Source organism: Leisingera sp. M523, assembly GCF_025141335.1.
Classification (GTDB): Bacteria; Pseudomonadota; Alphaproteobacteria; order Rhodobacterales; family Rhodobacteraceae; genus Leisingera.
Window position 1 is genome coordinate 2114411 of record NZ_CP081036.1, and the last position, 14532, is coordinate 2128942.

The 14532-nt window shown below is 60.9% G+C and carries 10 protein-coding genes and 2 tRNA genes; 3 read left to right on the top strand and 9 right to left on the bottom strand.

Annotated features, from left to right (window positions below; translation table 11 throughout):
• Positions 1–41: 41 nt before the first annotated feature.
• From K3557_RS10435 to K3557_RS10445, 3 genes are all read right to left on the bottom strand, one after another.
• A complete protein-coding gene (locus K3557_RS10435) occupies positions 42–1934 on the bottom strand; it encodes an acyl-CoA synthetase (protein WP_259993756.1) in 1893 nt (630 codons plus the stop codon).
• A 207-nt stretch (positions 1935–2141) separates the two neighbouring features.
• Positions 2142–3941, bottom strand: coding sequence for an ABC transporter transmembrane domain-containing protein (locus K3557_RS10440; RefSeq protein WP_259993757.1), 1800 nt, complete (start codon positions 3939–3941; stop codon positions 2142–2144).
• Positions 3942–4107: 166 nt separating this feature from the next.
• A tRNA-Gly gene (locus K3557_RS10445) sits at positions 4108–4181 on the bottom strand.
• Between the two features lie 173 nt (positions 4182–4354).
• Here K3557_RS10445 and K3557_RS10450 point away from each other — a divergent pair.
• From K3557_RS10450 to K3557_RS10460, 3 genes are all read left to right on the top strand, one after another.
• The gene (locus K3557_RS10450; RefSeq protein ID WP_259993758.1) at positions 4355–5068 is read left to right on the top strand and encodes a CbiX/SirB N-terminal domain-containing protein; all 714 of its coding nucleotides are present in this window, start codon (positions 4355–4357) and stop codon (positions 5066–5068) included.
• 105 nt (positions 5069–5173) lie between these two features.
• Positions 5174–5247, top strand: a tRNA-Cys gene (locus K3557_RS10455).
• Between the two features lie 257 nt (positions 5248–5504).
• Positions 5505–6452, top strand: a complete 948-nt coding sequence (locus K3557_RS10460; RefSeq protein ID WP_259993759.1) for a hypothetical protein — start codon at positions 5505–5507, stop codon at positions 6450–6452.
• 934 nt (positions 6453–7386) lie between these two features.
• Here K3557_RS10460 and K3557_RS10465 read toward each other — a convergent pair.
• From K3557_RS10465 to K3557_RS10490, 6 genes are all read right to left on the bottom strand, one after another.
• Entirely contained in the window at positions 7387–9000 is a 1614-nt protein-coding gene (locus tag K3557_RS10465) for an AMP-binding protein (protein WP_259993760.1), read from the bottom strand.
• Position 9001: 1 nt separating this feature from the next.
• A complete protein-coding gene (locus tag K3557_RS10470; RefSeq protein ID WP_259985032.1) occupies positions 9002–10162 on the bottom strand; it encodes an acyl-CoA dehydrogenase family protein in 1161 nt (386 codons plus the stop codon).
• A gap of 91 nt (positions 10163–10253) precedes the next feature.
• Complete coding sequence (locus K3557_RS10475) at positions 10254–11060, bottom strand: enoyl-CoA hydratase family protein (RefSeq protein WP_259993762.1); 807 nt, start codon at positions 11058–11060, stop codon at positions 10254–10256.
• On the bottom strand, positions 11057–11509 hold the full coding sequence (locus K3557_RS10480) for a MarR family winged helix-turn-helix transcriptional regulator (RefSeq protein ID WP_259985037.1): 453 nt from the start codon (positions 11507–11509) through the stop codon (positions 11057–11059). The genes K3557_RS10475 and K3557_RS10480 overlap by 4 nt, the downstream gene beginning before the upstream one ends.
• A complete protein-coding gene (locus tag K3557_RS10485; protein WP_259993764.1) occupies positions 11506–12231 on the bottom strand; it encodes an SDR family NAD(P)-dependent oxidoreductase in 726 nt (241 codons plus the stop codon). Before K3557_RS10485 ends, K3557_RS10480 begins: the two co-directional genes overlap by 4 nt.
• Positions 12228–14522, bottom strand: a complete 2295-nt coding sequence (locus K3557_RS10490) for a bifunctional salicylyl-CoA 5-hydroxylase/oxidoreductase (RefSeq protein WP_259993766.1) — start codon at positions 14520–14522, stop codon at positions 12228–12230. Before K3557_RS10490 ends, K3557_RS10485 begins: the two co-directional genes overlap by 4 nt.
• Positions 14523–14532: the final 10 nt, after the last annotated feature.

Consider the following 14532-nt stretch of genomic DNA (forward strand, 5'->3'; position numbering starts at 1 on the left):
CGCCCCTGAGGGCGCCTTTTATCTCACGTTTACAATCAGGTTCAGCCCGCCGCCGGCTCCCAGGGCCGGGTAAAGCTGGCCAGGACACCGGAAATTTCAGGCTCGGCACTGCCATTGGCCGCCACCTGGGCCACCAGACCGCGTTTTTTGTCGTCAGTCACGCTGACAACCCGCGCGGCCAGACCGGCCTTTTCCAGTGCGCCGTTGTAAACACGGGTGATCGCATGCTTGCGCAGATCCGGCTTGAATACCTTGCCCACGGCGGTTTTCGGCAGCTCGTCCAGCACCGTCATATGCTTGGGGATCGCCGCCCGCTCATGCACGTGGATCTTGCAGTACTCAAGCAGTTCTTCCTCGCTGACCGAGGCGCCGCCCACCAGCTCAACAAAGGCGCAAGGCAGCTCGCCCGAGTGGGCATCCGGCTGGCCGATAGCGCCGGCAAATGCCACCGCTTCATGGCCCAGCAGCGCCTCTTCGATCTCGGCCGGGTCGATGTTGTGGCCGCCCCGGATGATCAGATCTTTGGCACGGCCGGTGATCCACAGGTAGCCATCCCCGTCAATCCGCCCCAAGTCGCCGGTGCGCAGGTATTTGTCCTGATAGTAGAGGTCCACGTTCTTGTCGGCTTCGGTATAGGTATTGCCGGGGAACACGCCGGGGTTCGAGATGCAGATTTCCCCGACTTCATCGACTCCGCATTCCAGCGGGCCGTCGGAGGTCTGCTTGACGATCCGCACATCCGTATAGGGCAGCGGGATCCCAACCGAGCCAACCTTCTTTTCACCGCCCGGAGGGTTGCACGAAACCAGGCAGGTCGCCTCGGTCAAACCGTAACCTTCGACAATGGTCACACCCGATGCCGCCTCAAACCGCTTGAACAATTCCATCGGCATCGGGGCCGAGCCGGAAAACGCCGTTTTCACCGAGGAGATATCAGCGTCCACTTCCCGCTGCATCAGCGCCGAAACAGCGGTGGGCACGGTGATGATAAAGGTGATCTTCCAGCGTTCGATCAGCTTCCAGAAGTTGTCGAACACCCCCTCGCCCCGGTAACCTTGCGGTGTCGGGAACACCACATGCGCCCCCGAGGACACCGCCGCCATCATGATCACATGCACCGCAAAAACGTGGAACAGCGGCAGCGGGCACATGATGTTGTCTTCTTCGGTGAACAGCAGTGTGTCCCCCAGCCAGCCGTTATAGATCAGGCCTGAGTATTTATGCTGCGCCACCTTGGGCATTCCCGTGGTGCCGCCGGTGTGGAAATAGCAGGCAACCCGGTCGCCGTCGCTGTCGGCGAAATTCAGCGTGGCGGGATGTTTTGCCATCTCCTTGGAGAAATTCAGGTAATCCGCATGGGCCGCTTTGGCCTGATTATCCAGCTTGGGCCGGATCAACGGCACGATCCAGGATTTCGGCGGCGTCAGGTAACGGTTCAGGTCCACTTCCAGCACCGTGTTCACCCCAGGCGCATGGCGCACGGCCTCAGCCACCTTCTGGGCCACATCGGTTTTGGGGAAGGGCCGCAGGGTCACCACCACCTTGGCCTTGGTCTCGCGCAGGATCGAGGCGATCTGCTCTGGCTCCAAAAGCGGGTTGATCGGGTTCACGATCCCCGCCACCGCACCGCCCAGCATGGTCACCAGCGTCTCGTGGCAGTTGGGCAGCACATAGGCGACCACGTCCTGCTCTCCGATCCCCAGCGCGCGGAACATATTGGCCGCCTGGCTCACCTGATCCTTCAGCGTGCTCCAGGTCAGGGTTTCCGCCTTGTCCCGGGGGCCGGAAAAAATCTGATAGCTGACCGCGTTGCTGTTCGGGAACTTGCCCGCGGTCCGTGACAGCAGCCCATACAGCGTGGCCGGCAGATCCCGCGCCTCATACGGCATTTCGTTCTGCAGCGCGTCGCGGTCTGCGACTCCGGAAAATCCCATAAATCTCCTCCCCGTTCCCCCAATGAATGGGGTGTTCTGTTTGCGCCCAGACTATTGCAAACGCGCAATTGCGCAAGCACCGCAACAGGGTCACGCCAAGGCAGTTTGCGGCATGACGTGGCGCCATTTTGCTGCGACTTGCGGTTTTCCAAACAAAAACACCCCGGAACCAGTCCGGGGTGCAGAGTATTCTTCAGGAATTGGCGTTTACTCCGCTGCCAGCCCTTCGGTGAACTGCAGCTTGGCCAGGCGCGCATACAACCCGCCTTGCGCCACCAGCTCATCATGGGTGCCGGTGGCCACAATCCGGCCCTGATCCATCACCACAATCCGGTCGGCCTTCTTCACCGTTGCCAGACGGTGCGCCACAATCAGTGTCGTCCGGCCCTGGCTCAGCTCGTCCACCGCGGCCTGCACAAGACGTTCGCTTTCGGCATCCAGCGCCGAGGTCGCCTCGTCCAGCAGCAGTACCGGCGCATCGCGCAGGATGGCACGGGCAATGGCAATCCGCTGTTTCTGGCCGCCCGACAGCATCACCCCGCGCTCGCCGACAAAACTGTCATAGCCTTCGGGCAGTTTCGAGATGAAGTCATGCGCGGCGGCGGCCTGGGCTGCAGCTTCGACCTCGGCATCCGAGGCTTCTGGCCGGCCGAACCGGATGTTCTCGCGGGCGGAGGCAGCAAAGATCACCGGATCCTGCGGCACCAGCGCGATGTGACGGCGGAATTCATCCCGCTGCAGCGCTGTCAGCGCCACACCATCCAGTTTCACAGCACCCTGGTTCGGGTCATAAAACCGCTGCAGCAACTGAATGATGGTGGTCTTGCCCGCGCCGGACGGTCCGACAAATGCGACAGTCTCGCCCGGCTTTACCGCCAGCGACACCGCGTCCAGCGCCGAGACATCGGGGCGCGACGGATAGCGGAACGACACATTGTCGAACTGGATTTCGCCCTTGACCGGCGCGGGCAGCACCTGCGCCGCAGCCGGATCCAGCACGGTATCCTTGGTGTTCAACAGCTCAACCAGCCGCTCGGTTGCGCCGGCAGCGCGCTGCAGCTCGCTCCAGATTTCCGACAGCGCTGCCACCGAGCCAGCCACCAGCACAGCATAGATCACAAACTGGATCAGGGAACCTTCGGACATAACACCCGCGCGCACATCATTGGCGCCCATCCACAGCACACCGACAACTCCGGAGAACACCAGAAAAATCACGATTACTGTCAGATAAGCACGCGTCTGGATCCGGCGGCAGGAAACAGTATAGGCGGTCTCGGTCATGTCGCCGAATTTCAGGCGGCTGGCGGCCTCATGGGTAAAGGCCTGCACGGTCTGCACCGCCCCCAGCGCCTCACCCGCATTGCCTGAGGAGGCTGCGATCCAGTCCTGATTTTCCTTGCTGATCGCGCGCAGACGGCGGCCCAGCACCAGAATCGGGACAATAACGGCCGGCACAATCAGCAGCACCATCATCGTCAGCTTGGCCGAGGTCAGCAGCATCAGCACCATGCCACCCAGGAAAATCAGCAGATTGCGCAACGCGATCGACACCGAGGACCCCAGCACCGACTGGATCAGCGTTGTATCAGTGGTGATCCGGCTCAGCACTTCGCCGGTCATGACCCGTTCGTAAAACTCCGGGCTCATGCCGATCACCCGGTCGAACACCGCCTTGCGGATATCGGCCACCACCCGTTCCCCCAGCCGGGTCACCAGCGCATAGCGCACACCGGTGCCAGCCGCGAGCAGCGCAGCAATTCCCAGCGCCGCGCCAAAATAGAGGTTCAGCAGTTCGGAATCCGAGACCCGGAAATTATCCACCACCCGGCGCACTGCCAAAGGCAGCGTCAGCGACAGCCCTGCGGTCATCACCAGCGCGCAGGTCGCAGCAAGCATCAGCAGACGGTATGGCCGCATATACGGCCACAGCGCCGACAGTACGCCAATTTTACGGGAGCCTTCGCGCTCCTGTTCCGCATTCGGGGCCGCTTGTCTCCGCGCCATTCCGGATCCTTCTGCACTTTGGGCTGGCGGGTATGAAACCCCGCGCATTCGCCAAGGTTCATGGCCCTGCAGGCTCCGCGCGTCAAGCGCTGAGCCGTTTCAAAAAGCACATGAAAGCGCGAACGTCCCGCGTCACGGTGTAACAGAATGGCAATCGGGGAAGATCTGGAGCGGGTAGCGGGAATCGAACCCGCACCTTAAGCTTGGAAGGCTCTTATGATACCATTTCACCATACCCGCTCAGAGTGTTTGCTGATTTAGGTGAAGCACCCGGGAAGGTCAACCTCCTTGGTTTCGTTTCTCGACGTGCCGCAGAAAAAATCCATCCAAGCCTTGCAGAGTTCCCGGCAAGCCCCCCAAATATAGGAACAATCCTGCCAGCTTCCGCAATTTCAACGATCCGGACCTCCGCCTTGACAAAGATCACGCGCACCGCCGTTATAACCGCCCATGGCCAGCCTTCCGACCCTGCTCCGGCAGAGGCCGCCCTGGCCGGTCTTGCGGCAGAAGTTGCGACGCATCTGCCGGACTGGGATGTGCGCTCCGCCACCCTCGCCACGCCTGGGCGGCTGGAGCGCGAAATTGCCGAGAACGCCGTGGTCTATCCGTTTTTTATGTCGCAGGGATGGTTCACGGCCAAGGTTCTGCCGGACCGCCTTAAGGGCCGCAGCTACCGCATGGCACCGCCTTTCGGTCTGGATGCCGCCCTTCCCGCCCTCGCGGCCCAGGCCGTCCGCCAGACTGTCACAGACCAAAGCTGGCCGCTGGCAGAAACGCATCTTCTGCTTGCCGCGCACGGCTCTGCCCGCGGCCCCAAAGCGGCAGAGGCCGCAGAAGATTTTGCCGCCCACCTGCGCCCCTTGCTGCCTGGCTGCACGCTCTCGCCCGGCTATGTGGAACAATCCCCGCGGATTGAAACCGCCGCAACCGCATTATCTGTTCGCTCCATTTGCCTGCCTTTCTTTGCCCAGGCCGGCGATCATGTGAAACAGGACATCCCCCAAGCGCTCGAGGCTGCGGGGTTCAAGGGAATTCTGCTGCCCGTCGCTGGCGCGCTGCCCGGTATTCCAGCCCTGATCGCCGAAGCCATCCGCGCGGTTGCACCCGACCAAAGTGCGGGCAGCTGAGATTTTTCCTAGCCGGAAAGAAAAGCAGTTTTTGGCCCGGACAGAGGCAATACACCTCTTGCACAGGCTGCAAGCATGTGATTAATCACGCCCTACACCACGGCTGGCGAGTTGGCGGAGTGGTTACGCAGCGGATTGCAAATCCGTGTACACCGGTTCGATTCCGGTACTCGCCTCCAAAACACACCAAATCAATGACTTAGCTTTCAGGGCAGGCAAGTGCGGCACAAAGTGAGGCACACCGTCCATGAAGCTGTCGGCATATCTAAGCCCCTCCGGGCACGGCATTTACTACTTCCGCTGGGCCCTGCCCCGAGCGAACGGCTGCAAGCGGCAGACAGTTAGAATTTCCCTGCGCACACGCTGCCCAGAAAGAGCTGGAGATATCGCCCGCCATCTAGCATCTTGCGGGAGAGTAGTTCGGGAAAGCAGAGACTTGGCGCGTTTAAGGCAAGACCAAATAAGGACAAAGGTCCAAACCTACTTCAAGGCACAACTGGACCAATACCTCGACTGGCTGGATCGCCGAGGGCTGTCGAAGAACGCTTTGGCTGATGCACGCGAGGAAATGCTGGATCATGACTGCATGGTCGAGCTTGAGGGCCTCAATCCCCAATACCTCCCGATAGCACGCTTCAAGCGCAAGATGGGGATTTCTGACGAGGATTGGCAAGACAGCCTACCCCGGATCACCATTGAGCTCCGCAAAGGCCGTCGGGACATGCTGAGAGACGTTCTCGACGCCGCTGAGAGCTTTGAGAACTATTCCTTTCGCGATGCCCCTTCCGGTTCCCTTGCGCCTCCTGCGCCCGCTCTGCCCGCCTCTACGCCTTTGGGAACCGCAATCGAGGATTTTATTTCCGAGCATTCCCGGCAATGGGCACCAAAGACAGTTATGCAGAACCGGGCATATCTCAATATCCTCTTGGAATACTTCGGTCCTGAAAGGTTTCTAGCCACTATCACCAAGCAAGACGCAAGCGACGTCAAGAAGACGTTGCAGGCTTTACCGGCAAGCCGAAACACTAAACCTTCCCTGAAAAAGTTGCCGTTGATGGAAGTTATTAAAGTAGATGGGCACAAGAAGATTTCGCCCAGAACTATCAACAGCCATATTCAGATGTTCGCTGCATTCTTTCATTGGGCAGTAACACATGGGCACGCTCCGCACCGCCTTTTCGAGGGCATGAAACTGGGCAACCGTGCCAAGAAGAACGAAGTCCAGCGCAAACCTTTCACGCCTGCCCCTGCTATCCGCGCTGGAGAGCCGCTGAGCTCCGTCAGGATGGCGTTAAGCCCTTTGGCACTCCATCGTGCCCCCCTTAAGCCACCCAGAGGCCCTCCACGGGGCCGCACACGGGCTACCAGCACACACGGGCGATAGGCGCAGCATCTATCTGTTTTGGCCCTGTCCGTTCCTCTTGCCACCCCTGTAGAACTAAGCCGGGGAACAGGCTGGAGCCCAACGTCCCCTTTTAGGATAAACAGGCCGGAAAGTATCAGGGTACGGGTTTTACGCTGTATCTGTCTGAAAAGCCTATGCTTGCATAGAGATAGCCCGGCGATAGCCTTGAACATCACCAGCGCAAGTTCAACAAGAATGTGTTGGTATGATCCTAAGCAATGTATGTAGTCAAAAAGACAAAGAACCTTCCAAAGATACACATCCAAATTCACACTGTTTAAGCCACCCCCTTGGATAAATAGAGAATGAACAGAACTATCCCTGTTCTAGTTTAAGATACTGGATTAGATTGATGTAAAGGTCTGAAATGTTAGCATCATTTAGAACCAATCCTGTCCGTGTGGCTAGAAAGCAAACAGGAATGCTCGGCACGGCTAACACAATCCCCTACACTAGCAAGAGCTAGCTCTTGAACTCCGGCACTGGTTCGCAAGCATTCTGAAGAACAAATAAGTTTCAGACACAGTAAGGCCAGCCATCCGGCGTAACACAAATCCTTTGACAATCTCGCACTTTCTGCATCAAGGTGCGGCACATAGTGAGACACATGAGCAAACCCCGCTCTTGAATGTGCTGGCTAGTCAATGGCTTAGAAAAATGGTAGCGGGTCCGGTACTCGCCTCCAATAAAATCAATGGCTTGCGTCATCCCACACCTCCTTCACTGCCATTTTGAAACAACCGTTGAAACTTTCACGTTTCGGTCTTGCTTCGTTCCATCTGATTTCTTGCCTCTTGAGCGCGCTTCGCGAGCTCCCTTTGCCAGATCGGCCCACCATACTTTTTCAGCATCTCGACGCCTGACGGCTGCATGGCAGCCGCCGGCAGGATAAGCACTGGGAAATCCCTGGCAGCTAGGCTTTCAGCCTGAACCGCTGGATTTTTCCGGTCTCGGTTTTTGGCAGTGCCGAGGTAAACACCAATGAACGCGGATACTTGTAAGGCGCGATTTCCGCCTTCACGTAATCCTGCAGCAGCTTGACCATTTCATCCGACGGCGCCAGCTCATCGGCCAGCACCACATGCGCCTGCACAATCTCGCCCCGCGCCTCATCCGGGACGCCGATCACCGCGCATTCCACCACCGCTTCATGCGCCAGCAGGGCCGCCTCTACCTCAGGTCCTGCAATGTTGTACCCGGAGGAGACGATCATGTCATCGTTGCGGGCGGCAAAGTGCAGATACCCGGCGTCATCCCGGATAAAACTGTCGCCGGTGATGTTCCATCCGTCTTGCACGTACCCAGCCTGCCGGTCATCTGCCAGGTAACGGCACCCTGTGGGTCCCCTGACTGCCAACCGCCCGATCTCGCCGCGCGGGGCCTCGTTGCCGCTCTTATCCAGCACCCTCACCTGATAGCCGCCCACAGGCTTGCCAGTGCAAGCGGGCCGGTGGTCGCTGAACCGGTTGGTGATGAAGATATGCAGCATCTCTGTCGCCCCGATCCCGTCCAGCATCGGCTTGCCGGTTTTCTGCATCCACTCGTCATAAACCGGCGCGGGCAGGGTCTCCCCGGCCGACACTGCCGCCCGCAGCGACGACAGATCCGCCCCCTCCTCCATCGCCCGCAGCATCACGCGGTAAGCAGTCGGCGCGGTGAAGCAAACCGTCGCCTTGTATTTCTCAATGATCTCAATGAGGTTCGGCGGCGAGGCATTTTCCAAGAGCGTCGCCGCAGCACCAAAGCGCAAAGGGAAGATCGCCAGCCCGCCCAGGCCGAATGTGAAAGCCAGCGGCGGCGAGCCGACGAACACATCCTCCGGCTGCACATCCAACACTTCGCGGGCATAGCCGTCAGCGATGATCAGCAGATCACGGTGGAAATGCATGGTTGCCTTGGGGGCGCCGGTGGTGCCCGAGGTGAAGCCCAGCAGGGCCACGTCATCACGCCCCGTTTGCACCGCCTCATAGGTCACGGGTTTTTCCAGTGCCAGCCGGTCCAGTTCAGCATCGTGATTGGACGTGCCGTCAAAGCCGACAACCGTTTTCAGGAATTCTGAATCCTTGGCGCAGGCGACCAACTCGTCCTTCAGCCTTGTGTCGCACAGCGCATGGGACACTTCGGCCTTGTCGACGATCTTGGCCAGCTCCCCCTTGCGCAGCATCGGCATGGTATTGACCACCACCGCGCCCGCCTTTGTCGCCGCCAGCCAGCAGGCCACCATCGCCGGGTTGTTGGCCGAGCGGATCAGCACCCGGTTGCCGGGTTTCACCCCCAGATCCTCGCTCAGCACATGCGCCAGCCGGTTGGTCCAGTCCGCCAGCTCCTTGTAGGTCCGGTAGCGGCCATTGCCGATCAGCGCAGTGCGGTCGCCGAACCCCTTTTCGACCATCGCATCGGTCAGCTCGACCGCGGCATTCAGGTGTTCCGGATAGTCAAACCCCTCCAGCAGAAACTCAGGCCATTGCTCCGCAGGCGGCAGGTTGTCCCGGGCAAAACTGTCTACATGCGCGGTTGGTCCCAACATATCACTCCCCTCCCTGAAAGGCACCCATCGCCTGGCGGGCGATCACCACCCGCTGCACGTCCGAGGCCCCCTCGTAGATCCGCAACGCCCGGATATCGCGGTACAGCTCCTCCACCTTCTGACCCCGGCGCACGCCGTCTCCTCCATGCAGCTGCACTGCCTTGTCGATCACAGATTGCGCCTGATCGGTGGAAAACAGCTTGGCCATCGCCGCCTCCCGCGTGACCCGCGCGGCGCCGGAATCCTTGGCCCAGGCGGCACGGTAAACCAGCAGCGCAGCGGCATCCACATCCAGAGCCATATCGGCAATGTGCCCCTGCACCATTTGCAGATCAAACAGCGGCGCGCCCTGCACCTGGCGCTGTGCCACCCGCGCCAGCGCTTCGTCCAGCGCCCGGCGGGCAAACCCCAGCGCCGCCGCCGCTACGGTGGAACGGAACACGTCCAGCACCGACATCGCAATCTTAAAGCCGGCACCCGGCTGGCCTAGCAATGCCGTTTTCGGAATCCGGCAGCCGGTGAACCGCAAGGTTGCCAGCGGATGCGGCGCGATGGTTTCCAGCCGCTCCGCCACCTCGAACCCAGACAGGCCCGCCGGCACGACAAAGGCACTCAGCCCCTTCGCCCCCGGCGCCTCGCCGGTGCGGGCAAACAGCGTGTAGACATCGGCAATCCCGCCGTTGGAGATCCAGGTCTTTTCACCGTTCAAAACGTAATGATTGCCATCCAGCGTCGCCGTCATGGTGGAATTGGCCACATCCGACCCCGACTGCGGCTCAGTCAGCGCAAAGGCCGATATCGCCTTGCCCGCCCGGGTCAGCGGCAGCCACTCCTGCTGCTGCGCTTCTGTCCCGAACAGCGAAATGGCGCCGGTCCCCAGCCCCTGCATGGCAAAGGCGAAATCCGCCAGCCCGTCATGGCGCGCCAGCGTCTCGCGGATCAGGCACAGGCTGCGCACGTCCAATTTCCCGCCGGCCATCGCACCGGAATGCTGCGTCCAGCCACCCGCACCCAAAGCTGCGACCAGCGCCCGGCAGGCCGCATCCGTGTCCGAATGATCAATACCCGTCAGATGCGCTCCGGCCCAGGCCTCCAGCTCCTCCGCCAGCGCCCGGTGCCGGTCCTCAAAGAACGGCCAATTCAAAAACGACTTGTCCGCCATGGCGCGGCTCTCCCTGTTTCACCTTTGTCCAAATACTCCCGCCGGAGGCTCCCGTACCCTCCTCCTGCACGAGGCCTTCGGCTCAAGCGGCTCAGTCGCCCTCGAACACCGGTTTTTCCCTATTCACAAAAGCATGGAACGCACGCTCAAAATCCGCCGTCTGCATGCAGATCGCCTGCGCCTGCGCTTCAGCCTCAATCGCCTGTTCGATCGACATCGACCATTCCTGCGCCAGCATGGTCTTGGTCATCATGTGGCCAAAGTTCGGGCCTGCTGCGATCCGCGCCGCCCAGGCTTGTGCCTCCGCCTCCAGAGCGTCCGGCGCCACAAGCTTGTTGTGAAACCCCCAGGCGTGCCCCTCTTCGGCATTCATCGACCGCCCGGTGTACAGCAGCTCCGCCGCCCGCCCCTGGCCAATAATCCGCGGCAGGATCGCACAGGCGCCCATATCGCAGCCTGCAAGCCCGACACGGGTGAACAGAAATGCAGTTTTGGCCTCCGGCGTGGCAATCCGGATGTCCGAGGCCATGGCGATAATTGCCCCCGCGCCAACGCAAATCCCGTCAATCGCCGCAATCACCGGCTTGCCGCAGGTCACAATTGCCTTGACCAGATCGCCGGTCATCCGGGTGAAGGCCAACAGTTCCTTCATGCTCATCTTCGTCAGCGGCCCGATAATGTCATGCACGTCGCCGCCCGAGCAGAAATTGCCGCCGTTGGAGGCAAAAACCACCGCCTTGACGCTGTCGTCATAGTGCAGATCCCGGAACCAGTTGCGCAGTTCGGCGTAGCTGTCGAATGTCAGCGGGTTCTTCCGCTCGGGCCGATCCAAGGAGACTATGGCAACGCCATCCTCGATCCGGCACAGAAAGTGCTGCGGGTCCGTGTTCACCTTCATGCCTTGCCTCCCTCGTCCAGCCGCCGTGCCACCGCGTCCAGGCTTTCGGCAATTGCTTGCGCCTCATCCGTTGCAAGCCCGTCAAAGGCCGCATTGATCCAACCCTCATGCGCCTCTGCCTGGCGCGAGAACTCAGTCTGGCCCGCCGCCGTCAGCCGCACAAGATTGGCGCGCCGGTCGCCCTCGACCTTCTCGCGCTGCACATGGCCGTCCTCCACCAACCGCTCGACAATACCGGTCACGTTGCCGTTCGACACTTTCAGAACACCTGACAACTCACTCATTTTCAGCCCTTTTTCATGCTGCATCAGCGCCGCCATCACATCGAACCGCGGCAGCGTGGTTGCGAAGTCCCGCCGCAGGTTTTCGCGCACCTCGCTCTCCACCGCCTTGGTGGCCTTCAGCACCTTCAGCCACAGCCGCAGCCGGTCTTTTGACGTTGTGCTCAAATCTCGCCTCCCGAAACGCTCATCGCGTGCCCGTTGATTGACGAAGCGTCATCTGACGCCAGGAACACTGCCGTTGCCGCCACTTCCGCAGGCGCGATCAGCCGCTGCATCGGGTTGCCGCCAACCACCATCTTAAGCGCCTTCTCCCGCGGAATGTCATGCCGGGCCATCAGCCCTGTGATTGCGCTCTCCGCCATTTCGGTATCAACAAACCCCGGGCAGATCGCATTGCAAGTGATGCCGCGCTTGGCCACGCTCTGCGCGACCGAGCGCACCAGTCCCAGCACCCCGTGTTTCGAGGCCGCATAGGCCGGGATATGCGCCCCGCCCTGCAAGGACGCGGTCGAGGCAATGGCAATCAGCCGCCCGCCCGGTTTCATGCCAGCCCGCAGCGCCGCCCGGAAGGTCAGGAATGTGCCGGTCATGTTCACCGTCAGGGTGTGCTGCCAGTCTTCCAGCTCAACATCCTCGATCCGCGCGGCGATCCCGGTGCCCGCATTTGCCACAACCACGTCGTAAGCTGTGTCAAACAGTGTCTCGACCTGGGCCTCATCCGTGACGTCAGCAGGTCTGATTTCCAGATCCGTACCCATCGCTGCCTGCTCCAGCGCGCCGCGCCGCCGCCCCGAAATTGTCACCTGACAATTCTGGGCTGCAAAGGCCTGTGCGATTGCCTTGCCGATGCCGGTGCCGCCGCCTGTTACCAATACCCTGCGTGTCATGCCCGGATCACCTCCGCGTCACGGTCGGCCAGCCGCCAGGCCTGATCCCGGCCCGCCTGATACGGCAGCGGCCAGTCCCCGTGCCGGTCGCCGATCCGCGCCGCCTCGTGCAGGGTCCAATAGGGATCGGCCAGATGCGGCCGGCCCACGCAGACCAGATCGGCCCGCCCCGCCATCAGGATCGAATTGGCATGGTCCGCCTCATAGATATTGCCGACCGCCATGGTGGCAATCCCGGCTTCGTTGCGGATGCGATCGGAGAACGGCGTCTGGAACATGCGACCATAAACCGGTTGCGCGTCGGTCGAGGTCTGCCCGGCGGAGACATCAATGATATCCGCACCCGCCGCGGTGAACGCCTTGGCGATCTCCACCGCTTCTTCCGGAGTGACGCCATCGCCCCCCACCCAGTCATTGGCGGAGATCCTGACAGACATTGGCTTCGCCTCAGGCCAAACCGCGCGCATCGCCCGGAACACCTCCAGCGGATAGCGCAGGCGGTTTTCCAGGCTTCCGCCGTACTCATCAGACCGAATGTTCGATTTTGGCGATATGAACGAGGAAATAAGGTATCCATGCGCCGCATGAAGTTCGATCATGTCAAACCCTGCGCGCTCTGCCATCTGCGCCGATGCAACGAATTCGCCCCGAATTTGATCCATTTCCGCCCGCGTGATCTCCCGCGGCGCCGGGTTGTTTGCCGACCAAGGGATCGCGGAGGCCGAAACCGTTTCCCAGTTTCCCTCCGGCAGCGGCGCGTCCATTTCCTCCCACCCCAGCTGGGTGGAGCCTTTACGCCCAGAATGGCCGATCTGGCAGCAGATCTTCGCGCCGGTCTCAGCATGCACAAAATCCGTCAGCCGTCTCCAGGCCGCCTCATGCTCCGGCGCATACAGCCCCGGGCAGCCCAGCGAGATCCGGCCCTCAGCCGAAACACAGGTCATTTCGGTATAGACCAGCCCGGCGCCGCCCTTGGCACGCTCGCCGTAGTGGATCAGATGCCAGTCCGCCGGGCAACCCTCCACCGCCTTGTACTGCGCCATGGGGGAGACCACGATGCGGTTCTGCAGTTCCATCCCGCGCAAGCGGTAGGGGGCAAACATCGGCGGCCGCACCGGCGCATCACCCGGCGCGCCGGCCTTGTCCTGGAACCATTTCTCAGCGCTTTGGAGCCAGTCCGCATCGCGCAGCCGCAGGTTCTCGTGGCTGATCCGCTGCGATCGGGTCAGCAGCGAGTAATTGAACTGCACCGGATCCATATCCAGATAGCGCTCGACCTCTTCAAACCACTCCAAGGAGTTGCGTGCAGCTGATTGCAGCCGCAGCACATCCAGCCGCCGCTCCTCCTGATAGCGCTCAAAGGCGCGTTCCAGCGTCGGTTCGGTGCTCACCAGCTCAGCCAGTGCAATCGCGCTGTCAAAGGCCAGCCGCGATCCCGACCCGATGGAGAAATGCGCGGTGGCAGAGGCATCGCCCAGCAGAACCACATTCTCGTGGTGCCACTTTTCGCACAGCACCCGCGGGAAGTTGATCCACACCGCCGCCCCGCGCAAATGCGCCGCGTTCGACATCAGCCGCTGCCCGCCCAGATGATCCGCAAAGATCTCCTCGCAGGTGCCGACGGTCTCCTCCTTGCTCATGCCCTCAAAGCCCCAGTTCTCCCAGGTCTCAGCCGAACATTCGACAATCACCGTCGCCGTGTCGGCATCAAACTGGTAGGCGTGGATCCACATCCAGCCGTGTTTGGTCTTCTCATAAATAAAGGTGAAGGCATCGTCGAATTTCTGATGGGTGCCCAGCCAGATGAACTTGCAGGGGCGCACGTCGATTTCCGGTTTAAAATGCTCCGCGAACTCATTGCGAACGCTGGAGTTCAGCCCGTCGCAGCCGACCACAAGATCATAGTCTGCTTGATATTCCGCAGCGGATTTGGCAGTGGTTTCAAATTGCAGGTCAACGCCCAGTTCGCGCGCCCGGTCCTGCAGCAGCAGCAGCATCTGCCTGCGGCCTATTCCGGCAAACCCATGCCCGCCTGACACCGTGCGGGTGCCGTTATGCACCACCGCGATATCATCCCAATAGGCAAAGCTTTCGCGGATCGCTTCGGCGCTCTTCGGGTCATTGGCGCTGAGATTCTCCAGCGCGTCATCCGACAGCACCACGCCCCAGCCAAAGGTATCATCAGGCTTGTTACGCTCAATCACCGTGACCTGTGCCTCGGGCTGGCGCAGCTTCATCGAGATCGCAAAGTAGAGGCCCGCAGGCCCTCCTCCCAAACAGGCGACTTTCATGATCATCCTT